Raw genomic sequence first — 24,486 nt, 5'->3', positions numbered from 1 at the left:
TCCTCCGCGTTATTGTATTGCTTCCATGCAAAGAGCCTCGAGGCGTTCGAGCCGCTCGGTATCGCCCTTTAAGTACAGCCAACCGAAAAGAGCCTCCAGCGCGGTTGCGCGTTTGTAGTCCATAAGTCCGGTGTTTTTGGCTTTTGCCGGAGTGTGACAGTTGCGCCCTCTGCGCACAACGTCCGCTTCCTCCTCCGTAAGTAAAGCGGAAATCTTTTCGAGCATAGCCGACTGCGCCGTGGCTTTAACGTATTTGTTCACCCGCGAATTGAGTTCAGCGGTGCGGTACTGTGCGCTCAAAGCAATCCGAGTGCGAACGTACAGCGAAAACACTGCGTCGCCTATGTACGCGAGCGTTACCGAATTAAAAGCGTTTACGTTCTCGCAAATCATCGCTTACATTATAACACGCCCGCCGCAATTCGGCAACCTTTTACTTAATGAAAATTTCGGGGCGCGGATTTTTTCGCAAGTACTCCGCGAACTTTTTCGAGTCGGTCACGCAGTCGGGCACTATGGTTGCCGCAATGCCCGCTTGGTATCCGTAGTGAAAGTCACTGCCGCACACAATCATGAGATTGTTTTTGTCCGCAAACTCGCGCACCTTGTCCTCGTGCCGCAAAAAGTAGGGGTGACAGTTTATTTCCGTGCCGTCCAAAAACTCGGGGTCTTGCGGGAAATGCCCCTGCTCGTCGCGGAAAGGGTGCGACTGAAACATCAAAACTCCGTTGTCGTTGCATATCCTGTAAAGCTCGGCTTGCGACTTATCGTACAGCCGCGGGTTGGCGAGAAAAAACTCCTCGTCCGCGCCGTACAGCAAAAACTCTATATACGGGCTTTTGGGCGTGGATATCGCAACCTCCGCGCCGAGCATTACGGGCAGCCCTATGCTTTCGCCCGCCCGCTTGGCTTTGCGGTATTCGTCGAGATATATTTTTATCTGCTTATCCCAGGTTTCGCCGTAACGAAACATATACAGCCGCGAATAGTGGTTGGTGAGCAGCACCGCGCCGTAACCTTCGTCGCGGTATCTTTGAACGTACTGTTCGGGCGCAACCTCGCTGCAAAAACTAACTCCGCTCGTGTGCGTATGCGTATCTATCTTCATTTTTCGCTCCCTCCTTGCTCCTCGCGTTTTTTTGCCTTTATAAACTCTTCCACCTCTTTAAGGGCGGGAATTGCCGCCGCCGCGCCGCGGCGCGTTACCTTGAGCGCGCTCGCCGCCGTCGCAAACCGAGCGGCCGAAACTATATCTTCTCCGCCGTGCATTTTAAGTGCGGTTGCGCCCACAAAGGTGTCGCCCGCCGCGGTGGTGTCTACCGCTTTCACCTTTATAGCCGGCAGGAGAGTTATCTCGTTGCCCACCGCCACGGCACTGCCCGCTTCGCCTAAAGTGATTATTATGTTTCTCGCGCCGAACGAGCGGAATTTTTTTACGGCGAGCGCGATATTCACCTCGCAGTCGGGTTTTATGCCCGTTAAAATTTCCGTTTCGGTTTCGTTGGGCGTTATGATTTCGGCGTTCTCGTAAACGGCGCTTGTAAGCTCAATCGCGGGCGCGGGATTTAACATCGTTATCATGCCCTTGCGTTTGCCCGTTTCGAGCGCGTGCGCCACTATGTTAAGCGGCACTTCGAGCTGAAGCATCAATACGTCGCCCGCCTTTGCCGCGCTCAGTCCGCGGTCTACGTCTTGCTCCGACAGCCGCGAGTTCGCGCCGCCGTCGAGCACTATGCGGTTGTTGCCATCGTGCACGAGTATCATGGCAAGCCCGCTCGAGCAATTCGCCTCAGTCACGTGCTCGGCGTTCACGCCCGCGCTTTTAAGGTTCTCTTTCATTGCCGCGCCGAACGCGTCGTTGCCAGTTTTGCCTATCATCACGCATTCGCCGCCCAGCTTTGCCACGGCGGTTGCTTGGTTTGCGCCCTTGCCGCCCGGACTTATAAGCACGCTTTTCGCCGCGACGGTTTCGCCCGCCTCGGGAAACCTCTCGAGCGAAGCCGACATATCCGTATTCAAACTGCCTACTACGTAAATCATGGATTATTCTCCGCTTTATTTGCGCCGTGACGTTTTTTCGCATGCTCGCGAGCTATCTTTTCCATGGCTTCGAGTTGCGAACCCGACGGGCTCTTTATGCTGAACGCTATGTTGGTAAGGTGGTCGGCAACGCGCTCGAGCGCGGAAATTATGGCGTAAAAATGAGTGCCGCACTCCACCGAGCAGTTGCCGCTGTTAAGCCGCATTATATGATTGTTGCCGAGCACGCGCTTGAGCATATCCACCTCCGACTCGAGCGCGGATATTTCGGCAAGTCCGTTTTCGTCGCGGTTTTCGAACACGTGCAAACTGCGCTCGAACATAAATCTCACTTTTGCGTACATGTTCTTGAGTTCGTCCATCGCGTCGTCCGAGAAAGTAACTCCGTTTTCGTTCATCTCCTCGGCTTCTTCCAAAAAGTTCTCGGCGTGGTCGCCTATGCGCTCTATATCGCTTATTACGTGGTGAAGCGCACCCACTATTTTTTCGTCGCTGCGCGAAAGATTGAGCGACGACGTTTTAATGAGATATCTTGCCACGCCTTTGTTTACAAAGTCAATCTTTTCTTCCTGTTGCATTATCTTCTCGCGCTCGGCAAGAGAGCGCTCCGCAATCGCGTTAAATCCGCGGTCGAGGTTCTTTTGCGCCATAACGCCCATGTGCGCAACCTCTTTGGTTACCTGCGCCACGGCTATCACGGGCGTTTGCAAAATGCGGTCGTCTATGTAATACATTTTGAGCGCGGAGTCGTCGCCCTCTTTCTCCCGCACCAAAAGGGTTGCAAGGCGGGTGAGCGGTTTCATGAACGGCACGAGCATTGCGGTTGTGAACACGTTGAATATAACGTGGAACAGCGCGACCCGCATCTGCGGATTATTGGAGAGCCGCTCCAAAATCCAAACCGCCTGCGAGCGGAAAATCCATATAAGCACGGTGAAAAACACCGTCCCGATTGCGTTAAACAAAAGGTGTATCATGGCGGTGCGCTTGGCGTTGGTACTCGCCCCGAAAGACGCGAGTATTGCCGTAACGCAAGTGCCTATGTTGGTGCCCAAAATCACGAACAACGCGCTCGAAAGCGGAATTATGCCCGCGCCCGACATGGTAACGACTATGGCGGTCATTGCCGCCGACGACTGAAACAACGCCGTGCAAACTATTCCTATCAGTATGAGCACGAGCGGGAAATCCACCTTTAAGAAAATGCTTTCGAGCGCGGAAGCAATGATTTGCGATTTGAAAGCGTCGCTCATAAAAGACAGTCCCACAAACATCAAGCCGAGTCCGGTTATAGCCGAGCCTATCTTTTTTATTTTATCGTTTTTAGACGCCATGGAGAGCACCACGCCCGCAAAGGCGAGCACCGCCATATAAGTGCTGAGGCTAAAGCCGGATAACGCTATGATTACGCCCGTAAGCGTAGTGCCGATATTCGCGCCCATTATTATAGCCGTTGCCTGCAACAGCGACATAAGACCAGCGTTAACGAAGCCTATCACCATTACGGTGGTTGCCGCCGACGAGTTAACCAAAACCGTGGCAACCGCGCCCACGCCTATGCTTGCGAAGCGATTGTTGCTGATTTTGCCGAACAGCTTTCGCATGCTCGTGCCCGCGCTGCGCTCGAGTCCTTCGCTGAGCATCTTCATGCCCGTCATAAGCACGCCCAAGCCCGCAAGCAACATAAATATTGAAATTATAAGTTCATTCATAACTCCGAAAATCCACCTTTATAATTTTACCCGACGAGTCGAACTTTGTCAAGACTTTTACATTTAATAAGAAAAAAGCCCTCTCGCAATCGAGAAGACTTTTTACAACTATCTTTAAGTTATAAGAAAAATTACTTATTGCCGAATTTGATTATCAGTACCGAAACGTCCGCGCTGGTCACGCCCGATATGCGCGAAGCCTGACCCACCGAAAGAGGTTTTACCGAGTTTAGCCGTTCGCATGCCTCGGTGCGCAAGCCGCCTACGAGAAGATAGTCTATATCGGCGGGAAGCGGCATGTTTTCGAGCCGCATTTTTTCGCGCACGGCGCGGTTTTCACGCTCGATATATCCTTCGTAGCGCACGGCGGTTACCGCTTCGAACACCGCCAAGTCGCCGAGCTTGTGCTCCGCGAGCGCGGTCTTCACGCTCTCCCACTCCGCGCCGCGCTTTACCGCGTCGCAAAGTTTTTTGTCCGCAAGCAGTTTTTCGGCTTCGGCAACCTGCTTTTTGAGTTTGAGATAGGCGGCTTTGCGCTTGCCCGAAAGCAGTCCCGTTTCCACGCCTATGCCGCCGAGCCTAAGGTCGGCGTTGTCTTGCCTGAGCACAAGCCTGTGCTCGCTCCGAGCCGAAAGCATGCGGTACGGCTCTTCGGTGCCTTTGGTAACGAGGTCGTCGCACATCACGCCTATATAGCTCTCTTTGCGCGAAAACACCACGCCCGACTTGCCCGCTATATAACGCGCGGCGTTTATGCCCGCAACGAGTCCTTGCGCCGCCGCCTCCTCGTATCCGCTCGTGCCGTTAATCTGACCCGCAAAGTATAGTCCTTCCACCCGCTTGTGCGCAAGCGTGGGATAAAGCTCCGAAGGGTCTATGCAGTCGTATTCTATGGCGTAGGCGTCGCGCATTATTTCCACGCGCTCGAACCCGCGAATACTGCGGTATAGCGGAAGCTGTACCGATACGGGCAGGCTCGTGCTTATGCCCTGCACGTAAAGTTCTTTCGTGCCGTCGCCCTCCGGCTCGAGGAAAAACTGATGACGCTCTTTGTCCGCAAAGCGCACTATTTTGTCCTCTATGCTCGGGCAGTAGCGTGCGCCCGTGCCGTGAATGAGTCCGCCGTATTTGGGGCTTAAGTGCAAATTTTCGCGTATGATTTCGTGAGTGCGCTCGTTGGTGTACCCCAGCCAGCAAACCCGCCCTTTTTTGTTCACCTTTTTGCTCGCGAGCGAAAAAGAGTACGGCGTGTCCTCACCCGGCTGAACCTCGAGCGCGGAAAAGTCAACGGTGTCGCCGTTTATTCGCGCGGGCGTTCCCGTTTTGAAACGGCGCAACTTTATGCCGCAATCGTTTTCGAGCGACGCCGACAAATAGTTTGCGCGGGTGAAACAAACCGGACCTTTATGCTCAATCACGTTTCCCACAATGATATCGCTCTTTAAGTACACGCCGCACGCGAGCACCACGCACTTACTGCGTATTATCTGTCCGTAGTGCGTTTCTATGCCGCACGCCTTGCCGTTTTCAACGAGTATGCGCTTTACCTCGCCCTGCCTGAGCGTGAGCCCACTCGTGTTTTCGAGCACGTTTTTCATGTATTTGTGATACGCGTACTTATCCACCTGCGCCCTGAGCGAGTGCACCGCAGGACCTTTACTGCGGTTGAGCATGCGCATTTGCACGCAGCAAGCGTCGGCGGCAATTCCCATTTCTCCGCCGAGCGCGTCTATCTCGCGCACCAAATGCCCCTTTGCCGACCCGCCTATGCTCGGATTGCAGGCAAGATAACCTATGTTGTCGAGCGTAATGCTCAAAACGGTCACGCTCGCGCCCAAACGCGCAAGCGCGAGCCCCGCTTCTATGCCTGCGTGTCCCGCGCCCACAACTACCGCGTCGGTAGTATAATTCGCCGATACCGTATTATCGCCGTTCGCCATTTCGTTTTGCTCCGTCGCTTTACGTTAACCGAGCAAATCGGTCATTGCCTTTATCACAGCCGACTCGTCCGCGCCGTAGTCGCGCATCTGTCCGCAACGGGCGAGAACGCTCTCGGGCGGAAACATCATGTCTATATACATGCGCTTCCACTCCTCGCTCGTGCCGAAAAACACGCTGTCTTCGTCCGTTAAGTTCATTTCCTCGTATTCGGCTTCGAGTTCGTCGTAAGCCGCCGCCACGGGAGAAACCGCGCCGCAATACACGCTGTTGAGTTTGGCTGTTTCCTTTTCGCAAAGGAACTTGAGAAAGTAGTTTGCCGCCTTGGTGTTCTTCGCCGACGTAGGGATTACGAAGCTGTCGAGGTAAATGTTGCCGCCCTCTTCGGGTATAACGTACCACAGGTTTTTGTTGCCGGGCAACGACTCGCCGCTTTCGTCTTCGTAGTCGCCCATAACGTAGCCCGCGTCGCAAGACCAAAAAAGCCCCAACGCGCCTTGGTTTTGCGCCATTTCGAATTTACCGTTTTCGTCGTCCCACAGTTTCTTACTGCCCTTTTTCCACTCGGTTATTATGTTTTTAACCGCGTTTATGTTTTCCGCGCTCGTGTCGTCGAACGCGCTTTGCACGGCTTGTTTTTTACTCTCTCCGCTCGCCGAAATTATTTCGTCGCGCTTTGCGAAAAGGCTCGCGGCATGGTAAGTGTCGCGTATGGATTTTTTGAGATATATGGTTTCGTCTTTGTTCTCGGTGAAAATTTCCGCCCAACTCGTAACGTCTTTGTTTATCTTTGTGCGATTGTACATTATTCCGAACGTGCCGAACATATAGGGCACGGAGTATTCGAGGTTTTTGTCGAACGTGCGAGTAGCTTGCAAATACTCCTCTTTGAAAAGTCCCTCTTGAGCTATATCCAAAATTTTCTTGTCCACCTTTTGGCACAAGTTGTTTTTAATCATCTTTTCTATCGTGTAGTCCGACGGGCAGATAAGGTCGTAGTCCGCTTCGCCCGCCTCCACGAGCATATACATTTGCTCGTTGGAATTGAAATCGTCCATAGATACGGTAACTTTTTCGCCCGTTTGTTCTTTGTACCAGCTTTCGAATTCCTCGAAAATGCTTTCGTCCATATACTCGCCTTGGCTGAACAGTTTGAGCTGTTCTTCGCGAGCGGTGCAGCCCGTAAACACGCACATGCCGCTCACCGCGAGAGCCACCGTTAGCAATACGCTTAAAAGTCTTTTCATTTTTATACTACGCTCCTATTTGTATTTGGATTTGTTTTTCTTTTTGCCAGCTATGTTCACAGCTACGAGCACCGCGAGCACAACCACGAATATTATCGTGCTTAACGCGCGAACCGCGGGGTCTATGCCCCTGCGAATACTGTTGAACACATACGTTGATATGGTGTTCACGCTCCCGCGGTTTAGGTTGGTTACCACAAAGTCGTCGAGACTCAAAGTAAACGCGAGCGCGAAACCCGATATCATGCCCTTTATGAGTTGCGGGAATATCACGGTAAACATCGTGCGGAGCGAACCTGCGCCGAGGTCCATACCCGCTTCGAACAGGTTGGGATTTAACTGCCCCAGCCGCGGGCTTACCGTGAGTATCACGTAGGGCACCGTCATAACCGTATGGCACAGTATGAGCCAACCCATGCCGCGGCTTACGGGAATATTTATGTTCTTAAGGAAAATAACAAGCAGGAACAGACCCACCGCCGTTACTATCTCGGCGTTATACACGGTGAGCTGACTCACTATGTTTACCGCCTGTTTGCCGCGCTTAAGATAGTGTATGCCCACCGCGCTGACCGTGCCGAGCACCGTTGCGATAAGCGCGGAAACAAGCCCTATTATTATGGTGTTCGCCGCCGCCTCCATGAGCTTGTCGTTACTAAAGAGCCGCTCGTATAAGGCAAACCCCACGTCGCCCGACGCTCCCACGAATTTGCTGTCTACAAACGAGTAGGCTATAACGAGCAGTATGGGCAGGTAAATAAGCACGAGCGCGAGCACGAGCACCGCCCAGCCCGCAACGGTGAATATTTTCTTTCGAGTGTTCATATCTGCCTGCCTCCCCGCGTGAGCGCACTGTTTTGCGCCTTGTTGGCTCGCGAACGCGCCACGAGGTTGCCTATCACCATTACTATTATTACCATTAACAGCAACACAAACGCGAGAGCCGAACCCACGCCCCACTGATTGTTGAGTATAAGCGTGTTGATTTTACCGCCTATAAGCGAGGTGTTGGCGTCGCCCATCATATCGGTTATGGCGTAAGCCGAAAAGCAGGGCATAAACACCATCATAACTCCGCTCATAATTCCGGGCACGCTGAGCGGCAACGTGGTTTTCAAAAACGTGAGCACGGGATTTGCCCCGAGGTCGTTCGCCGCCTCTATATAGCTGTGGTCGAGATTTACGAGCGCGGTGTATATGGGCAAAAGCATAAAGGGCAAAAAGTCGTACACAAGACCTATCACCGCCGAAAGATACCCTTTTTCTATGCCCATCATGCTCAAAAGAGATTGAAGCGCGAATATGCGCAAAATAAAGTTCATCCACATGGGCACTACGAACAAGAGCGCGAGTATGGCGTATTTGTTAAAGGGCGAGGAAGCGAGTATAAACGCTATGGGATAGGCTATCGCAAGGCATATCGCCGTTGCGAGCAAAGACGTGCCCACCGTTTTTATGAGAGCCATGTAATTGGTGGGGTTTGCGAGCACCTCGGCAAAATTGGAAAACGTAAACGAACCGTCTTCGCCTCGAAAGGCGTACACAAGCAGGAGTAGGAGCGGAAACACCACGAATATAACGCATATTATAGCATACGGCAGTGCGAATATCCCCTTCCCCGGCGAGAAGCGTATCTTTTTCATTGCGCCTCCTCCGCCGCCGTTTCGGCTTGTTCTTCCTCTTCGCCCTCGCACTTTTCAACGCGCAAGTCCTCGGGTTTTATCACTATGCCCACGCGGTCGTCTATATCCCATTCGTCGGCGGTGTCTACGTAAATATCGTCGTCATCGTCTGTGTAAACCTGCACTTGATAGTACGTGCCCTTATAAAGGCTTTGCCCTATGTTGCCGCCTATCACGCCGTCGCGCTCGTCGTCGGTGAGCTCGATTTTATCGAACGCAACCGACACTTTCACCCTGTCGCCCTTTTCGAGCCCCGCGGAATTTACGAACTCGAAACTGCCGCCGTGGAAATCCACCGTGTTTTCGCCGTCTACCGCGGTGATTGTTTCGTTTACGGTGCGGGTCTTTTTCATTATGTGTATGCCGTCGGGCTTAATCATAAGCTCCACGCGCGAACCTACCGCAAAACTTTCGGTGCTCTGCACGGTAAACTCGTATTCGGCTGTGGCTACGTTCATCTCGTAATACGTGCCCTTAAACACAACGCTCGTAACCGCGCCCGTAAGCTGACCTTTGCCCGAGCCTGCGGCGAACACGAAAATATCTTCGGGGCGCACAACAAGGTCCACTTTCTCGTTTTTCTCAAAGCCCCGGTCTTCGCACTTGAACACGCCGCCGCAAAACCGCACTTTGTAGTCCTCCGGCATTTCGCCGGTGAGAATGTTACTCTCTCCTATAAAGTTTGCCACAAAGGCGTTTGCCGGCTCGTCGTATATCTTTTTGGGCGTGCCCATCTGCTGAATTACGCCGTCGGATATTACCACCACTTTGTCCGACATGGTGAGAGCTTCCTCTTGGTCGTGCGTTACGTATATAAAGGTTATGCCGAGCTCGTCGTGCATCTTTTTAAGCTCGAACTGCATCTCTTTGCGCATTTTGAGGTCGAGTGCGCCGAGCGGTTCGTCCAAAAGCAAAACTTTGGGTTCGAGCACGAGGGCGCGAGCTATCGCCACGCGCTGTTGCTGTCCGCCCGAAAGCGAAGATACGTCGCGGTGTCCGTAACCCGAAAGCCCCACAAGACCGAGCACGCGGTTTACCTTTTCTTCTATTTCGCGCTTTGTGAACTTGCGCGAAACCTCTATGTGATTGCCGCTTTGCGGGTCGATTATCGGCTCGCCCGTTTTTCGGTCGCGCTTAACGTCGGGTATCTTTTTCAGTTTGAGTCCGAACGCTATGTTTTTGAACACGTTCAAGTGCGGAAAAAGCGCGTACTTTTGAAACACCGTGTTTATGGGGCGTTTGTGCGGCGGCAAGTCGGTTACGTCTTTGCCTTCCAAAAATATTTTGCCGCTCGTGGGCGACGTAAACCCCGCTATCATGCGGAGCAAAGTGGTTTTGCCGCAACCGCTCGGACCGAGCAACGTAACGAAATCGCCGCGCTTGATAGAGAGGTTCATGTTGTCCACCACGGTTACGCCGTCGTCGAACGTTTTGGTTATATTGCGCACTTCGATTATTTTATCGAACTTGAGCGCGCCCTTTTGCGCTCCCTCGTCGAATTTTACCGACTTTTCCGCCATACGGATACTTCCTTATATAGATTATTTGTATTCGGTTTACATTGTCATTGCGAGGGCACTTGTGCCCGCGGCAATCTCAGTCATGGAACTCGTATAATCGCGCTAAAAATTGGGCGGGCAACTTATCCATAAAAGTTTGGCGGATACGCTCCCCTTGTTTGTTACGCAATGCGATTTATCGCTGCGGAAATAAAACGAACTGCCCTCGCTCACCCTGTATACGCTTTTGCCGAGCGTAAGCTCTATTTCGCCCGTGAGCACAAACCCGAACTCCTCGCCCTCGTGCGGCAGGTCCACGCCGCCGCTTTTACCCGGCTTGAGAGTCATGAGTATGGGCTCCATGGCGTTTTTCAAACTCGAGGGCACCAGCCAGCGAATAAAGCAACCGTCGCTCTCCTTTTCAAACGTATCGTCCTCGGTGAAAACCACCGCTTCGCGTTCGTCGGCGAAAAAGTCGGTTAAACTGCACCCGAGACAGTCGAGTATATCTTTAAGCGTGGATATGCTCGGGCTGTTCGCGTCGTTTTCGAGCTGCGAAATATAACCTTTGGTTAGGTCGCACCTGTCGGCGAGCTCCTCCTGCGTGAGTTGGTTTTTAAGTCGCAGTTCGCGGATTTTCACTCCTATTTCCATGCTACTCCTCTTGTTTGGCAAAAGTAAACTTTAAGTTTAATGGGTTTACTTTTACTAAACTTTAGGTTTATTTTAACTAAACCCGATATAGTATATAATTTTCGCAACTCAATGTCAACCGTTTTGAGCATATTTTTTCGACAAAAAAAGCCCCTCTCGGTAAAGCGCACTTCCCATAGGGAATTAAAATACTGAATTTTTAAGAGTTGCACTTTCAAGCGAGACAAAAAACTCTCGGACATTTCGTTCGAGAGCTTTTTACTACAAACTATTTTAGAAAGACAAATTGAAATTTAAATTTGAATTCTTTAATTATTATAATGTTTTTTACACCAATCTTTCTTTTTACAGTTAGTACATTTTAATTTTGCATATTTGGAATCACTTCCGTCGCCAAAGCTTAAAATACTACCGAAAATTCCCAAAATGCCGTTCGTGAAAAAAACTTTGTAAGAGTTAACCTTGAATTTATTGCCACAATGCGGACATTCGTAAATTGTACCGTGATAATATAACTGAATTTCTATGGCACTTATAACTATTGCAACGGAAAAGTAAATCGCAAACCCAATCCAATCTTGCGAAACACCGCACATAACGCTTACACCAAAACATATTCCGATTAAAATAATCAAGAAAATATTGATGAATAACTTGATTTTTTCCTTTGGGGATAATTTACGCTTTTTAGCCATAACATTCTCCGCTAAATTACTGTTTATAGTACAGTTATTATAGCATAACCGTACTAAAAAAGCAAGGACTGATTATCGTCCTTGCTTTAATCCCTATGAAATACACCCTTAAGGAGAAAGGCTTTTTATTTCTTTTCGCACTCGGTTATAAAATTTCGAGCATAAGATTTATCATTTGGGGTACTACAAGTTGGGCGTAACCCATGGGCTGAGGGTGGAAACCGTCGCCGTACAGATAGCCCGCGATTTTTGTAAACTCTGCGTTGTAGTAGTCGAGCAAAACAAAGTTGGACCATTTTTCTTTGAGTTTGGGTATCACGTTTTTAATATATTCGCCGTACTGTTTGTAGCAAACAAAGTTTTCTTCGAGCGGGCAAGAGTAAAATATAACTTTGGTGTCGGGCGATTTTCTCTTGGTTTCGTACAAGATTTTTTCTATCGCGCCGGTAAGCGATACGGTGTCGAAATTTGTCATCCCCGCGCTCACGCTTCCTACGGGCACGTTATCCCTTTGGAAATCGTTTGTGGAGAGCTGAACCACGAGCGCGGCGGGCTTTTTGGAAAAATCGAATTTTTCGAATCTTTTCACGTAAGACCTGTCGCCGTCCACGGTGGAAAGAGTGGTGCCCGAAACCGCTTCTTTTTGATACTTGTTGCCCGTAAGCGCGGCAATCTTTTCCACGAACGATTTGCCTTTGTTGTCGTTTATTCCCTCGGTGATGGACGAGCCGAGATAGAAAACCGTTTTATCTGCAAGCGGGTGCGCCGTAGTTTCCTTATAACTATACGTTTGAGAGGTTTGCGCCTTAATGTATTTAAGGTTGGCGGTAAGAGTGTGCGACGCCGAACCCAAATGGCGTATCACCGCGTAATCCGAACCCGTAACGGCGTGCATTTTGTTTCTGAGTTCTTTGGAAAGTTTCAATCCCGTGGACTCCGCCGTGTTCGCCGCCCCGTTGTTTATGCTCAGTTTGTTCAGGTGCAACTGCGCTCCGCCGTCTATGGAAAGCGTAAACTCCGTGCCGTCGAACGCAAACAAATAGGTGTGCTCCTCGCTCATTGTTGCGGCGGGCACGTCAAAGCAGTAGTTGGCGTAAAAGCCGTCTATGCAAACTCCCCAAAACATGCGGTTGTTGTCTTTGTTCACTCCGAGATATATCCTGCCGTTGGATTCGGTCGACATGCTGGAAAGTATTTGTCCGCCCCCGTTTCCGTTGGGCAGTATCGTGCCGCATATCTCTATCTTCCACTCCGACGAAGCCGACATGGGCAATATCACGGGTTTGTGCAAGTCCGCCACGGCTTGAGAGAAATTCGCCGAAGTCGCAGTGAAATTCACGCTTCCTTTGCTCACCGTGCCCGAGAGCACAAGGTCGTATTCGTGCTTATCGACCAACTTTCCGTTCGTCATATCTTCGCGCCATTGCTCTTCGCTTCCCTCGTAGTCGGGATGAGCTTCCTTGAATTTTTCGTATTCCGTCTTTTCGGGCGGCGTTTCGTCGTCGCCGTCGTTATCCGACGTATCGATTTTCATATCGGTTTTCTCTCCGTTGATAATAAGGTAACCGTCGTCGCCTACGGTTACGCTAACCTCGGTTTCGCACGCCGTAAAGCAAAACACAAGCATAAACGCGAGCAAAAACGCGGCTATCATTGTAAAAAATTTCTTCATCAAAAACCCTCCGCATAAAAACAAGATTGCATAAAATATAACATTTTATATTACATTATGCTTATGTTATAATGATAACATATTGTCATGTTTTTGTCAATGGGTTTTGAGGAATTTCCGCAAAAGTTCTACTCGGAACAGGCACGGAATATAATATGCTATAAAAATATCGCCAAGGACGGACCCAATATATATGATAAAAGTGAGTGAACTTACGGGCAAACCGGTGATTTCGCTTGCCGAAGCCCAAAATCTCGGTTACATATCGGGAATTTGGTTCGACGGCAAACTGACGAGCGCGAAAACCGCCGAAATTCTTTCCGACTCGGACGACGCGCCCGAAAGAAGATACGTTGCGTTGAAAAGTTTGGCGGTGGGCGACGACGCCGCCGTGGTGCGCTCGGCATATCTCGCAAAAGAGAGCAACATGCAAACGGCAACCGCGGCGTGCCCCATAAACAGCCAATGCTACAACCAAGACGGAAAATCTCTCGGCTACGTTTGCGACGTAATTCTATCGGGCGACAAAGTAACCGAAATTATCTGCGAGAAAGCAAGCTTTGCACCGAGCAAACTTTTGGCTCTCGGCAACGCGCTCTGCGTGTTCAACGACTCGGACAAGCCGATAAAGCCCCCCGCGCCCGCAAGGCGCAAAAAAACCAAAGCCGCGCACCCCGCGCCCAACCCGTTACCCGCGCCAAATCCCGCACCCAACCCCGAGCCGCCGCAAAATTTTGCCGCTCCCGCTCGAGAGCAAACATCTCCCCCGCTTGCGCAACCCAAGCAGTCCAACGTGGAAACGCCCGCCGCGCCGCAATCGGTAACGGTAACGCGCACACCGGGCGAGCCGGTAAAAGACTACGGTTTTTTAATGGGCAAGCCCGTGCACTCGGATATAATTAGCCACGGCAGAGTGCTTATCCCCGCCGGTTCGGTGGTGGACGAAAACGTGATAGAGTACGCGCGGCGCGAAAACAAACTCGTTCAGCTCGCACTGCAAGCGTACTGAAAACTCAAAAAAAGCAACGATAAAAGGAAGGAGCAACAGCTGCCTTCCTTTTCGTTTGCCGTAATCTTTATTTCTTGTTCGCCGAGCTCATTGCTTTGAGAAGCGCCGCCAACGCCTCGTTGAGCTTGCGTTGCATTTCGGGCGTTTTGTTCTCGGGCTTCGCGCGTTCTTTCTGAAGGGCGAGCGCAACCTCTTTCATGGCGGTTATGGGTGCGCCGTCGCGCTTAATGGTTTCTATGCGTGCGATTACCTCGTCTGCCGAAGAGGTAGCCGCGGAGGTTGTCGCCTGAGCGGGCGCGGGATTGGCATGCACGGGTTGAGCCTGCGCCGCGGTTGCATGAGCCGCCTGTGCCGCCGCTTGCTCGGCAGCCTTTTGAGCCGCCGCTTGAGCCGCCTGTGCCGCCGCCGCTTGAGCCGCCTGTGCCGCCGCCGCTTGAGCCGCAGCCTGTTCTGCACGCGCCGCCGCCATCGCTTCGGCTCGCGCTCTCGCTTTTTGAGCCGCCTCGTCCTCTACGGGTTCGGCCATTACCACCGTTTCGGCTTCGGCAACCGTTTCGGTTACAGGCTCGGCTTTCACCTCGTTTTCTTCTTCTGCGAGTTCAACGGTTATGCGCTCGGGCGCGTCGAACGTGGCGTCGTACGCGCGGGGTTCGCCCGTGCTGTGCTCGTATGCGGGAGCGGAGTCGTTCCCCGCTTCGTGAGCAGCCGCTCCGCCGCCGGAGAGAACTTTACCCAAAACGCCTACGTATCCGTTGTACGCTTTCATGCCGCTCTTGAGAATTGCGGAAGAAACAAGCCCCGCCGCCAAGCGGAATATCATAACGCCCGCCGTAACAACTGCGGGAAGAACGTATACAACGTTAAGATTGCCTGCCGCCCTCTCTTTCACTAAAGGCGCGGCAAAGAAAGAAAACAGTATTGCGAGTATGCCTGCCGCCATAACCGCGCCGGGCATGTGCGCCGCCGCGCTCTCTTTGAAGGGTGCGTATACGCAAGCGTCGGGCGTGATGGCGTCGTCGGGTTTACAACCCGTTTGTTTCACGGTCTTGTACTGTTTGCGCGCGCGAATAGGCAACTCTTTCGCCGTTGCGTTGCAATTGTTGAGCGTGGGCTCTTTTATAACTTTCTTAGCTACTTTCTTGAATTTGCCGAGGTCGCCGCCCAAAGCGAACACGACTCCGAGCACAAACACGACCGCTACAATTCCGAGCGCGGCTATAAGCAGTATCATTCCGTTGAGCTTACCGAGAATTTCGGCTACTTTATCAAACATATCGGTGAACCTCTCCCCTAATATATTATTACTTATTATATCATATTAAAAACAAAAACGCTATACTTTTGAAACCTTTTTTCATTAAAATTTGCGCAAAAACTTAAAATCTACCGCTTTTTTTGATTAACTCGGGTTTATCTCTATGAATTTTCGGCACGAAAATCCGTAGAGATATGTTTTGCGCACCTTAATGCCGAGCACGCTTTGCGCCGCCTCTTTATACAGCGCGAGCTGTTTTTGATAAGCTTTGTCGCGCAGATTTTTTTCCGCGCCCGTCTTGTAGTCCACTATATCCGCGCTCCCGTCGGGATTAAAAACCATAAGGTCTATCACGCCCTGCACGAGCGTATCTCTTCCGAGCGGCGAACGGGTATACACAAACGCCTTCTCTCTCGCGAACCCGCGCCCGCCTATAAACTCCGCAACCGCCGAAAACGCCGCCTTTATATCCTCTTCGCCGTCTGAAACGAGTGCGGCTTCCTCGGGGAACGCGGCGCACAGTCTTTCCCACTCGCCCGCCTTTCGGAAATCCGCCCACTGCATGAACTTATGGAACGCGCTCCCCCTTTTCGCCGCCCTGTCGTCGGCAAAGCGAACGGGCGCGGGCGGCTCGCCGTCGTCCTCGTATGAGCGAGCCATGCCCGAAACCGACGTTTTTACGGGCGCGGACTCGAGCATGAGTCGCTCTCTCTTTTTCTCGTTTTGCTCTATCCTGTGCGAAAGCTCTTCGATTATTTTCCCGTTCGGCTCTCGCCGCTGTTCGCGTCGCGGCGTTTCTCTCGCGGCGGGCGGCTCTTTTTCCGCGCTCCTCATAAACGAGTACAGCCAGTCGAGATAGCTGTCGGCAAACTCCGCTTCGCTCTCCTCGCCACGCGTTTCGGGTCGTTGCGCAAACAGCGTGAGCTTGTATTTAGCCCGAGTCATGGCAACGTAAAGTATGCGCAGTTCCTCCGCGGCAAGCGCGCGCTTAAGCCTTGCCGAGCACACGGCGAAACGCGGATTTTCGCACACCGACCTGTTTTCGAAATCGAAGGAACGGAGCACAACGCCCTCTTCCTCGTCGCAAATCACGCTCGCGTACACGTCGCTTCGGTTAAACCGCTTGTCGAGTTCGGGCAACAGCACGCACTCGAATTCCAGCCCTTTGGAGGCGTGCACCGTCATAATACGCACCGCCTTGCCGCCTTCGGGCACTTTTATTTTGGGCGAACCGCAACTGTCGGCGTAGCGCAGATATTCGTGCAAAACGTCGCGTTCCTGCTTTGCGAGATGTTCCAAAAAGGCGTCGAGCGCGGCGGCTTCGCGTTCTCCGCCCGCGGCGAGCGCGTGATTAAAACATTTGTATTCGGCGGTGACCGCGCCCGCAAGTTCCCACACCGTGCTTTCGGCGTTGAGCTTTCTGAACCTATCGAGCTTGTCCTTAAAATCTTTGAGTTTTTCGTCCGTCCCCTCGGCGGAGCGGGCAAACACGCAGTCGCAAAAATCGCCCTCCGCACCCGCACGAATAAGCGCAAGCTCGTCGGCTGAAAAATTGCCGAACGCGGGCGACAGCATTGCCGCGGCGAGATTTACGTCGTCGCGCGAGTTGTCTATTATGCGCAGATAACTTATCAGCGCGGCAACGGTGGGAAAGGCGTCCGCCCGCTCCTCGCCCGATACCGAAGCCACGGGCACGGATACCGCCCGCAGTTTGCGCTCGAGCAGTTCGGTGAATTTTCCGCGCGAGCGCACGAGCACGGCGATATCGCCGAATTCCGCGTCGCGTGCGTTTTCGCCATCCCCTATCTTGCCGCACAGCATGTCTATGATTTCGTTTACCACCGCGTCAACCCGCGACTCGAGCGACGGGTCGGAAACCGCCGCCGCGTCGGACTTAACCGAATATATTTTGGGCTCGGGCGCAAATTCTTCGCCCGCGTAATCGGTGAACACCGCCGACACGCTCGACGGCAAATCCAGCCCCGCAGTCATGCTCGCGCTCATGTAGTCCGCGCCGCCGAAACCGTCTGTCATGGTCTTTGCGAACACCTCGTTCACCGCGCTCAAAATATTGCCGCCGCTTCGAAAATTGGCGTTTAAGTCGATAGCCTTGTTCTTTATTCCGTCGCAAGACTTTCTTTTGTTTATGAAAAAGTCGGGGCGGCACATTCTGAAACCGTATATAGATTGCTTTACGTCGCCCACGAAAAACATTTCGCACGAAAAAGCCGAAAGTATTTTTTCCTGCAACGGGCTTATATCTTGGTATTCGTCTACAAACACGTAGTCGTACGCCGCCGTTATCTCCGCGCCGTGACTGCCGCCGAGTATGCTTAAAGCCCCGTGCTCGAGGTCGGAATAGTCGGCTTTTACTCGCTCGCGCTTGTATTCGGCATATATTTCGCTCATGCGCAAAACGAGCGAACTCAACGCCTTGCAATACCTTTCGCTTTCCGTAAAATCGGGCATTTCGGCTATTTTGAGCCTGCGAGCCCGCAAGTCGGCGTACTTTTTCTTGAGCGACTTGAACTCGTCGTGCAAGTCGGCAAACTGCTTGTCTTTGCGCAGTTGCGGCGTTGCCGAGTCGCACTTTTGCCACGCGCGGGCGCACTCGCAAAGCTCTTCGAGCGCGGCGGTATCGAGAGTAAAGCCAGCCGCGAGCTGACGGCTTTTGAGGTTTTGCGCACGCCCGAAAAATACTTCCAGCTCTTTGTCACACCGCGCGTTCAGTGCGGCGCGATACTCCGAGTCGGTCTTTTGCGCCCCGCGATTGAGCCACTCTTCGGGGCAGGGCTGCGCCACAGAATAGTCGTATACTGCGAGCGCGGAATCGAGCAGTTTGCTGTGGTTGCGGTTGGTGCGAAACGCCTCGTAAAGCCGCGCGAAATCGTCGTTTCCGTTTTCGAGAAACTCGGATATTGCGGCTTCGGCGGCTTGAGTTTTCAACAAAAGAGCTTCGCCCTCTTCGAGAAGAGTGTAGTCGGGGTCTATGCCTATATCGTAAAACCACGTTTTTATAAGGCGCGAGCACCAGGAGTGCAACGTGCAAATATCCGACGCCGAAAGCTCGGCGAGGCGGGCGCGAAGCGCGGGGTCGTCGCTCTCGGAGAGCGCGGCGGCGAGCTTGCGCTTCATATCGGTAGCCGCGGTTTTGGTAAACGTACACACGAGCATGCGCCGCACGTCTTGCCCCTCGCGTATGAGCGAGCAAATGCGCTCTATCATCACGGCGGTTTTGCCGCTACCCGCGCCCGCCGAAACTATAAGGTTGCACCCGCGCGAATTTATGGCGTCAAGCTGTTTTTCGGTCCACTCTCTCACCGCTCTTTTTCCTCCCCGCCGTTTTGTATCGTTTCGAAAAATCCGAGCGGCAGTCTGCGCTTGCGCCGCTCCTTTTTCTCTCCGCCCCACGCCGTGCACGCGGGCGCAAAGTCGCAGTATTTGCATTCGCTCTTGTTCGAGCCCACGAGCGGAGAGGGTGCGCAGTAGCCCGAAAACGCCTCTTCCGCGCCCGACACGAACACTTTGAGCGCATAGTCGCATACAGCCGAAAGCCGCTCGCGAGTTACAGCCGCAGAAGAGTTTTTATTGAGCACAATCTCGCTTTCGCTCGAGTTTTTGGAAGAACGCGCCGCCGCAACGGTGCTCGCGTAGTCGGGTTCGCAAAGCCGCCCGTCCATTTCCCGAGCGTACGCCGAGTCGAATATTCCGCGCATTCTGAAAGTCTTTTCGTCCTCAGCAAAGCCCGACGAAAAGGGAAAGTAAAACATGCCCGCAGGCAAAAAGCCGTTTGTCTTCGCTACTTCGAGATATATGGGAAGCTGTATCTTTCTGCCGTAGTAAATATCGCGCAAATCGAACTCGGCTTTGCCCGTCTTGTAGTCAACCACTCGCGCCGCGCCGCGGCTTCCCTCGCCCGCGCTTGCCACGTCGAGCCTGTCTATAACGCCCTCTATCACGGTACTGCCGCACGAAAGCGTTGCGGTAATCCCTTTAAGCGGCGAGTCCGGCTTTCCGAACGCGGCTTCGGTATACTCCGCCTCGAAAGACCCCGCGCGCAGTTGCGCCGCCGCGACAAAGCACAGTTTTATCGCCTCCGCGGTAAGCTCGCGCATGAACGCATCGCTTATTCCCTTTACCGAATACGGCTCGTCGCGTTTTATTTTTTCTATGATTGCGGGCACGGTGATTTCGGGTTGCGAGTAGTCGCCGCCCGATACGAACAACTCTATCACCCTGTGCAAAAACGTGCCGAGGTCGAGCGGCGAAACCTTTCCGTCGGGCTTCTTTTTCGCCTTTAAGCCGTAGCGCAAAAAGTGCCTGAGCGGACAGGCGAAATACTCCTGCACTCGGCTCACCGACGTTCTCTGCGAGTAATAAAGTTCTCTCGCGTTTTCAATCGCAGAGCCTCGCGCCGTGCGTTCGGGCACGGCGTTTGCAAACAGCTTGCCGAGTTCGGGCTCGAAGCCGTAGCCGTCGCCGCCCGCAAGCACGTCGTCACGCCCTATGAGGTAAAGCTCGAGCGCGGCGGCTTTTGTGGGGCACATGGCGTAAAGCTCGCCCGCATTCGGCTCGTTGCCCGAGCACAGCCGTTCGCGTTCGTCCTCCAAACTCGACGCGCTCCACCCCTTTGCGCCCTTTCGCGCCCTGCGTATTCGCGCGAGAAGCGGCGAGGGAGCGCAGTCGGTGCGGTAAGACAAAAACAAATTTTCGCTCGAAGAGAGCACCGAGCACAGCTCCTCCTCCGCTCTTATGTTGAGCGTTTCCACGCTCGGTTCTATTTTGGCGCGGCTTCCCGCACGCTCTCCTATGCGCTCGATATCGGTATCCGACAGCATGCCGTCGTCGTGCATAACCGCGGGCAATTCGCCGTCGTGCATGCCGAGCACGAAAAGATATTTTTTGCCGCTCGCGCGGAATGCGGAAACGTCGCCCACCTCGGCAACTCCCGAGGCGTTGGGTATTACGCCCACCTCGCGCAGAGCGAAACACTCTTTGAGCGCGTCGAGCATTACGCCGTAATCCGCCGAGCCGAAAAACACCTCGGCTATAACCGACACCGCCGAAAGTATTTCTTCGCGGGCAGAGGGGAACTTATTGCAATACTGCGCCGATATTTCGGGCTCGTCGGGCGGCACGGCTCTTTCAATCGCTTGGGCAAAATCCTCGCCGCCGCGGATATCCCTCTTTTTTACCGCGGCAACTCGCGCGTGCAGACGGGCGCGAACGCTCTCTGCGATTTCGAGCCGCGCGGCAAGTCGCTTATCGCAAAGTTCGCCGAACTCGAACTTTTTGCTCATGCTCCCCTCGCTCAAAGAGAGCGCGAGCACGCAGGTTTCGAAATCGTCGGCTTCATGCGGCGCAACGCCCGAGTACGGATTTTTGGCAAGGCGTATGTAGTTCTCGTTAGTTCCCGACTTTGCCGCCGCAAACAAATCCGAAAGATATCTTGCGAGCGGGTGCGACGAAAGCGCGTACTTTTCGTCGGTGAAATAGGGCACGCCGTACTCGGTAAATATGCGCTTTAACCTGTTGCAGTCGGCGTCGCGCACTATTACCCCCATATCGCCGTAGCTCTCGCCCGAGAGCGAGAGGTTGCGCATGCGCAGAGCCGCCGCTTTCAGCTCGTCGGCTTGCGACGAAGCGGCGTACTCCTCTATGTTCGCGCCCGCAACGCTCAGTTTGCAGTCGGCGTCGAATATGCGTGCGTTGTCTTTGCCGCATATGTCGCATATCTTTTTCACTATTCGCGCGGCAAGCGGAGTAAAGCCGTCGAAACACGCAAACGCCACGCTTGCGCTACCGAGATACTCGCCGTCCTCGTCAATCATTTTCTCGAGCAGTCGCATTCTGCCCGCCGCGTCAACGTATTTTCCGCGCGTGAAATCTTCGAACCGCGAATACACGAATTTAATAGCTTTGAGCTTTTCGCCGAGCACGCCCCGTTCGTTTTCGGGCAGGTCGGCGGAAGATATGCCGCACGCCGCAAGTTGGCTGATGTTGTCGTACATTATTTCGCCGAAGCCCGCAAACCTCGCGCCGCTCTTAAAGCACCCGAGCTTGTCCGCGTTTTCGGCTAAAATTCTGCGCACGCACAAAATCGCGCCCAACCGCGAAAGCGGCTTTTCGCGCATGGCTTTTCCCGAATTTTCCGCCATGCGAAAACAAAGGCGGTTTAAGGTGAGAGCCTCGGTATCGAACGAACCCGCGCCGCTCCCGTACAAAAGTTTTTCGGACAGCAAGGTGTATTTATCGGGAACGAACAGTATGTATCGGCGGGAAAAATCGGCGTTGTTGCCGTGCGCCGCCCTTCTTTCGCGTATGAAATCCGCCGCGGCGCGTAGCGAAAGCGCGTACGTGTTTTGCTTCGGCGCAAAGTACGCGTCTATGCCTTGAGCGTGTTTCACAAGATTTTTTACGTCCATACTTATATTGTAGCCTGTTTTGAGTTGATAAATCAAGCAAATCATGATATAATAGTTTTTACAAAGAGGTATTATATGAAAAAGAAAATTTTATGCGCGTTGCTCGCCGCTTGCATGGCGGCTGTCGGCGCGGGTTGCAGCGCAGGCGACGCAAGAGTCAATTTCGACGCGGACAAGCCGTGGTCCAACTACGAAACGAGCACTTACAAAATAGAGCGGTTTTTCATGAACGGCGAAACCCGCGTTAAAACCGTAGCCGAAGGCACTTACGTTTCCACTCTTCGCTCGGATACCGACAAAACGACCGTAAAGAACGAGTTTACGCTCGCCTATAACAACGAGCCCGAAACCACCGTTATGGACGAACGCGGCAATCTCATGGCGAACAAGGGGCTTACCGATAAATTCTACGGCGAAGTCACCTTTGCCAACGACAGCCTTGCTCCCGTTTCTGCGGCGCGAAACACCAACTTTTCCTCTACCGAAAATTACGGACTCGCGCAACGCCCGCTTAACGACGACGCGATGCCCGCGTTGCAAGAGAGTAGCGACGAGGGCGCGTCGCATTTCTTCAATCTCTCGTCGGGCGTGAAATACTCCGACCCCCGCGGCTACTCCTACACCGTGGATTACGAGCAAAACAAAGCTAAATACTCCACCACCTCGGGCTCTACCTCGAGTGATTTCGTGCGCACATACAAAAACGTAAACACCGAAATTTCGCTCGCGGGCAACACCCGCTTCGAGAACGAACAACTCAACTACGTGGTTCGCGCCCTTTCCGCCATAAACCGCGAAGGCAGCGCAACTTTCTACCTTGCGAGCATTCACGACTCCTACGCTCGCGGCGACTACGTGCGCTACACCATGAACGTAAGCTGCGACAAAAACCACTCCACGGTAGACGTATCGTTACCCGGCGAATTAAAATTCGTAAATCCCGAAAATCAGGAAATAGAAAAAAGCGAAAACGGCAAATACTCTCTTCCTTGCGTGAAAGCAACGGTGAGCGTTTCATCCGAAACTCCCGGTCCCGGCATTAAATTTTACGTAACCGACCCGAGCATAACCGTAATAGGCAAAAACAACGTAAAAACCAAAAAACTCATAACTCAAATAGTTTTCACCGAATACGCCGTAACCTCGGCAAAACTCGCCTACGAAACGGTTTACACTCTGATAGATTACACCAATAGTTTGTAATGTTTTTTATAAGGGGGCAAGACACTTTCGGTTGTGTCTTTCCCCCTTATAAACCCCCTTTTCCGCAACGATAAGGGCGTTGCCCTTAACCCACACGCTATCGCGTAGAGGTTTTATTTCGGGTAATCGCAACTGTTCCCCCGTCATTGCGAGCGAGCCATGCGAGCAGCCCAATCTCATGCGAAAGAAAAAACGTCATTGCGAGGGCGCGCAGTGCCCGTGGCAATCTCCTGCAATAGGAAAGTATTATACGAAACCAAATAAATAATTAAAATCTATTTCGAGTATTAAAACTATATTATATATGTAGTATAGAGGCGGTTCTCGCCGCCCTTGTTCCCAATTTGCATATGTGCTTTGCGGTATTGTCAGTTTTTTCGCCATTTCTTTTTGCGTTAGTCCCATTGTTTTCCTTGCTCTCGCAAGTTTCTGCCCTATTCGCTTTGCTGTTGCGGTGTTTTCAGCCAACAAACTTTGCGAATATTTCTTATTTACTCTTTGGTATTTCAATTCTTCTCCGATAGCCATAGCTACACCTCACACTTATATATTATAAAAAAAATTTATAAGAAATGTTGACTTATAAACTTATTTATAGCATAATTTTAATATATAAAAAAACAGGTATATCTCAACCTAAAATAAGCTATTACGAAAGCGGAAAACATTCGCCGTCTATAGAAGATTGCATAAAAATTGCCGACTTTTACGGCATCCCGCTCGACGAACTTGTGGGCAGAGAAATAAAATACAAAGAATAGTATTCTTATGCCTGGGATTGCCGCGCTCACTGCGTTCGCTCGCAATGACGGGGTAACGGGTTAGCATGTCATTGCGAGGGCGCGCAGTGCCCGTGGCAATCTCAGCCGAGAGAACGAACGTCATTGCGAGCGAGCTATGCGAGCGCGGCAATCCCACACATGAGAAAATTATTCCTCTTTGAGCCCCAATAAATAGTCGGCGGAAATTTCCAAAATTTTGCATAAAGCGGGAATATAAACCGTATCGGGCAACCGCTTTCCCAACTCCCAAAGCGAAATACTGTCTTGCGTTACGCCTACAGCCTTGGCAAGTTGCGTTTGAGTCAAACCTTTACTTACCCGTTCTTTTTTTTTAATCTCCGAAATGCTTTTCATAATCGCATTATACTACGATTTGTCGTAATTTGCTTGACATACGACAATTTATCGTATATAATATGTTACGACAATTCGTCGCAATTTATTAGCTACGGTGATATAAATGGACAAAAGATGTGAAAACTGCAAATATTATGTAAGATACTATACGTTAAACATTAGCTTTCGCTTTGTTCGTTCCGATAAAGGCTTTTGCTCTTTCTCGCAAAAGCAGCAACATTAAAAAATGCAACTCTCTCGCGTGCGATTACTGGGTACAAGCCATAGACAAAACAGAAGAGAATATAACTCGCTTCAAATACAACTTTTTTTCCAC

At 52.1% G+C, this 24,486-nt stretch carries 19 protein-coding genes and 1 pseudogene; 3 read left to right on the top strand and 17 right to left on the bottom strand.

The window, feature by feature from the left end; all coding sequences use genetic code 11:
* Positions 1 to 9: 9 nt before the first annotated feature.
* The 12 genes and pseudogenes from NFR55_RS07815 to NFR55_RS07760 all read right to left on the bottom strand — a co-directional run bounded on the left by NFR55_RS07815 (position 10) and on the right by NFR55_RS07760 (position 13,139).
* The gene (locus NFR55_RS07815; RefSeq protein ID WP_251548010.1) at positions 10 to 393 is read right to left on the bottom strand and encodes a Mini-ribonuclease 3; all 384 of its coding nucleotides are present in this window, start codon (positions 391 to 393) and stop codon (positions 10 to 12) included.
* 40 nt (positions 394 to 433) lie between these two features.
* Positions 434 to 1,108: a PHP domain-containing protein gene (locus NFR55_RS07810; protein WP_251548008.1), complete on the bottom strand. Its 675-nt coding sequence runs from the start codon at positions 1,106 to 1,108 to the stop codon at positions 434 to 436.
* Positions 1,105 to 2,040 (bottom strand): ribokinase, encoded by a 936-nt coding sequence (gene rbsK / locus NFR55_RS07805; RefSeq protein WP_251548006.1) that lies wholly within the window; start codon positions 2,038 to 2,040, stop codon positions 1,105 to 1,107. The genes NFR55_RS07810 and rbsK overlap by 4 nt, the downstream gene beginning before the upstream one ends.
* Positions 2,037 to 3,752 carry a Na/Pi cotransporter family protein gene (locus tag NFR55_RS07800; protein WP_251548004.1) on the bottom strand — a complete coding sequence of 572 codons (1,716 nt, stop codon included), beginning with the start codon at positions 3,750 to 3,752 and terminating at the stop codon, positions 2,037 to 2,039. The genes rbsK and NFR55_RS07800 overlap by 4 nt, the downstream gene beginning before the upstream one ends.
* 131 nt (positions 3,753 to 3,883) lie before the next feature.
* Positions 3,884 to 5,692: a tRNA uridine-5-carboxymethylaminomethyl(34) synthesis enzyme MnmG gene (gene mnmG / locus NFR55_RS07795; RefSeq protein WP_251548002.1), complete on the bottom strand. Its 1,809-nt coding sequence runs from the start codon at positions 5,690 to 5,692 to the stop codon at positions 3,884 to 3,886.
* A gap of 24 nt (positions 5,693 to 5,716) precedes the next feature.
* On the bottom strand, positions 5,717 to 6,937 hold the full coding sequence (locus NFR55_RS07790; RefSeq protein ID WP_251548000.1) for an extracellular solute-binding protein: 1,221 nt from the start codon (positions 6,935 to 6,937) through the stop codon (positions 5,717 to 5,719).
* 15 nt (positions 6,938 to 6,952) lie between these two features.
* Positions 6,953 to 7,762, bottom strand: coding sequence for an ABC transporter permease (locus NFR55_RS07785; RefSeq protein WP_251547998.1), 810 nt, complete (start codon positions 7,760 to 7,762; stop codon positions 6,953 to 6,955).
* Positions 7,759 to 8,580, bottom strand: a complete 822-nt coding sequence (locus NFR55_RS07780) for an ABC transporter permease (RefSeq protein WP_251547996.1) — start codon at positions 8,578 to 8,580, stop codon at positions 7,759 to 7,761. Before NFR55_RS07780 ends, NFR55_RS07785 begins: the two co-directional genes overlap by 4 nt.
* A gap of 383 nt (positions 8,581 to 8,963) precedes the next feature.
* Positions 8,964 to 10,139 (bottom strand): annotated as a pseudogene (locus NFR55_RS07775) (ABC transporter ATP-binding protein); the annotation flags it as partial.
* 102 nt (positions 10,140 to 10,241) lie between these two features.
* The gene (locus tag NFR55_RS07770) at positions 10,242 to 10,772 is read right to left on the bottom strand and encodes a helix-turn-helix domain-containing protein (RefSeq protein ID WP_251547992.1); all 531 of its coding nucleotides are present in this window, start codon (positions 10,770 to 10,772) and stop codon (positions 10,242 to 10,244) included.
* 308 nt (positions 10,773 to 11,080) lie between these two features.
* Positions 11,081 to 11,467: a hypothetical protein gene (locus NFR55_RS07765; protein ID WP_251547990.1), complete on the bottom strand. Its 387-nt coding sequence runs from the start codon at positions 11,465 to 11,467 to the stop codon at positions 11,081 to 11,083.
* Positions 11,468 to 11,612: 145 nt separating this feature from the next.
* Positions 11,613 to 13,139: an SGNH/GDSL hydrolase family protein gene (locus NFR55_RS07760; protein ID WP_251547988.1), complete on the bottom strand. Its 1,527-nt coding sequence runs from the start codon at positions 13,137 to 13,139 to the stop codon at positions 11,613 to 11,615.
* A gap of 193 nt (positions 13,140 to 13,332) precedes the next feature.
* Here NFR55_RS07760 and NFR55_RS07755 point away from each other — a divergent pair, with 193 nt between their 5' ends.
* Entirely contained in the window at positions 13,333 to 14,148 is an 816-nt protein-coding gene (locus NFR55_RS07755) for a hypothetical protein (RefSeq protein WP_251547986.1), read from the top strand.
* 67 nt (positions 14,149 to 14,215) lie between these two features.
* Here the strand turns inward: NFR55_RS07755 and NFR55_RS07750 are convergent, their stop codons facing one another.
* The 3 genes from NFR55_RS07750 to NFR55_RS07740 form a co-directional block, all read right to left on the bottom strand.
* Positions 14,216 to 15,421 (bottom strand): hypothetical protein, encoded by a 1,206-nt coding sequence (locus NFR55_RS07750; protein ID WP_251547983.1) that lies wholly within the window; start codon positions 15,419 to 15,421, stop codon positions 14,216 to 14,218.
* A gap of 126 nt (positions 15,422 to 15,547) precedes the next feature.
* Positions 15,548 to 18,724, bottom strand: coding sequence for a UvrD-helicase domain-containing protein (locus NFR55_RS07745; RefSeq protein WP_251547981.1), 3,177 nt, complete (start codon positions 18,722 to 18,724; stop codon positions 15,548 to 15,550).
* The gene (locus NFR55_RS07740) at positions 18,721 to 21,828 is read right to left on the bottom strand and encodes a PD-(D/E)XK nuclease family protein (RefSeq protein ID WP_251547979.1); all 3,108 of its coding nucleotides are present in this window, start codon (positions 21,826 to 21,828) and stop codon (positions 18,721 to 18,723) included. The genes NFR55_RS07745 and NFR55_RS07740 overlap by 4 nt, the downstream gene beginning before the upstream one ends.
* Before the next feature lie 75 nt (positions 21,829 to 21,903).
* Here NFR55_RS07740 and NFR55_RS07735 point away from each other — a divergent pair, with 75 nt between their 5' ends.
* Complete coding sequence (locus NFR55_RS07735; RefSeq protein ID WP_251547977.1) at positions 21,904 to 23,031, top strand: hypothetical protein; 1,128 nt, start codon at positions 21,904 to 21,906, stop codon at positions 23,029 to 23,031.
* A 246-nt stretch (positions 23,032 to 23,277) separates the two neighbouring features.
* Here the strand turns inward: NFR55_RS07735 and NFR55_RS07730 are convergent, their stop codons facing one another.
* Positions 23,278 to 23,559, bottom strand: coding sequence for a helix-turn-helix domain-containing protein (locus NFR55_RS07730; protein WP_251547975.1), 282 nt, complete (start codon positions 23,557 to 23,559; stop codon positions 23,278 to 23,280).
* 44 nt (positions 23,560 to 23,603) lie between these two features.
* Between NFR55_RS07730 and NFR55_RS07725 the strand changes: the two genes are divergently transcribed.
* Entirely contained in the window at positions 23,604 to 23,792 is a 189-nt protein-coding gene (locus NFR55_RS07725) for a helix-turn-helix domain-containing protein (protein ID WP_251547973.1), read from the top strand.
* 168 nt (positions 23,793 to 23,960) lie between these two features.
* Here NFR55_RS07725 and NFR55_RS07720 read toward each other — a convergent pair whose 3' ends face one another.
* Positions 23,961 to 24,167 carry a helix-turn-helix domain-containing protein gene (locus NFR55_RS07720; RefSeq protein ID WP_251547971.1) on the bottom strand — a complete coding sequence of 69 codons (207 nt, stop codon included), beginning with the start codon at positions 24,165 to 24,167 and terminating at the stop codon, positions 23,961 to 23,963.
* Between the last annotated feature and the right edge of the window lie 319 nt (positions 24,168 to 24,486).

This window comes from Pumilibacter intestinalis, from assembly GCF_943193005.1.
Taxonomy (GTDB): domain Bacteria; phylum Bacillota; class Clostridia; order Christensenellales; family Pumilibacteraceae; genus Pumilibacter; species Pumilibacter intestinalis.
The sequence above is the reverse complement of the archived record's forward strand: the minus strand, read 5'-3'. Positions and strand labels throughout refer to the sequence as shown.

Bases quoted from the DNA above. Each gene is read 5' to 3' on its own strand.
- NFR55_RS07815 (WP_251548010.1), bottom strand. From the start codon at position 393: ATGATTTGCGAGAACGTAAACGCTTTTAATTCGGTAACGCTCGCGTAC.
- NFR55_RS07810 (WP_251548008.1), bottom strand. From the start codon at position 1,108: ATGAAGATAGATACGCATACGCACACGAGCGGAGTTAGTTTTTGCAGC.
- rbsK (WP_251548006.1), bottom strand. From the start codon at position 2,040: ATGATTTACGTAGTAGGCAGTTTGAATACGGATATGTCGGCTTCGCTC.
- NFR55_RS07800 (WP_251548004.1), bottom strand. From the start codon at position 3,752: ATGAATGAACTTATAATTTCAATATTTATGTTGCTTGCGGGCTTGGGC.
- mnmG (WP_251548002.1), bottom strand. From the start codon at position 5,692: ATGGCGAACGGCGATAATACGGTATCGGCGAATTATACTACCGACGCG.
- NFR55_RS07790 (WP_251548000.1), bottom strand. From the start codon at position 6,937: ATGAAAAGACTTTTAAGCGTATTGCTAACGGTGGCTCTCGCGGTGAGC.
- NFR55_RS07785 (WP_251547998.1), bottom strand. From the start codon at position 7,762: ATGAACACTCGAAAGAAAATATTCACCGTTGCGGGCTGGGCGGTGCTC.
- NFR55_RS07780 (WP_251547996.1), bottom strand. From the start codon at position 8,580: ATGAAAAAGATACGCTTCTCGCCGGGGAAGGGGATATTCGCACTGCCG.
- NFR55_RS07770 (WP_251547992.1), bottom strand. From the start codon at position 10,772: ATGGAAATAGGAGTGAAAATCCGCGAACTGCGACTTAAAAACCAACTC.
- NFR55_RS07765 (WP_251547990.1), bottom strand. From the start codon at position 11,467: ATGGCTAAAAAGCGTAAATTATCCCCAAAGGAAAAAATCAAGTTATTC.
- NFR55_RS07760 (WP_251547988.1), bottom strand. From the start codon at position 13,139: ATGAAGAAATTTTTTACAATGATAGCCGCGTTTTTGCTCGCGTTTATG.
- NFR55_RS07755 (WP_251547986.1), top strand. From the start codon at position 13,333: ATGATAAAAGTGAGTGAACTTACGGGCAAACCGGTGATTTCGCTTGCC.
- NFR55_RS07750 (WP_251547983.1), bottom strand. From the start codon at position 15,421: ATGTTTGATAAAGTAGCCGAAATTCTCGGTAAGCTCAACGGAATGATA.
- NFR55_RS07740 (WP_251547979.1), bottom strand. From the start codon at position 21,828: ATGGACGTAAAAAATCTTGTGAAACACGCTCAAGGCATAGACGCGTAC.
- NFR55_RS07735 (WP_251547977.1), top strand. From the start codon at position 21,904: ATGAAAAAGAAAATTTTATGCGCGTTGCTCGCCGCTTGCATGGCGGCT.
- NFR55_RS07730 (WP_251547975.1), bottom strand. From the start codon at position 23,559: ATGGCTATCGGAGAAGAATTGAAATACCAAAGAGTAAATAAGAAATAT.
- NFR55_RS07725 (WP_251547973.1), top strand. From the start codon at position 23,604: ATGTTGACTTATAAACTTATTTATAGCATAATTTTAATATATAAAAAA.
- NFR55_RS07720 (WP_251547971.1), bottom strand. From the start codon at position 24,167: ATGAAAAGCATTTCGGAGATTAAAAAAAAAGAACGGGTAAGTAAAGGT.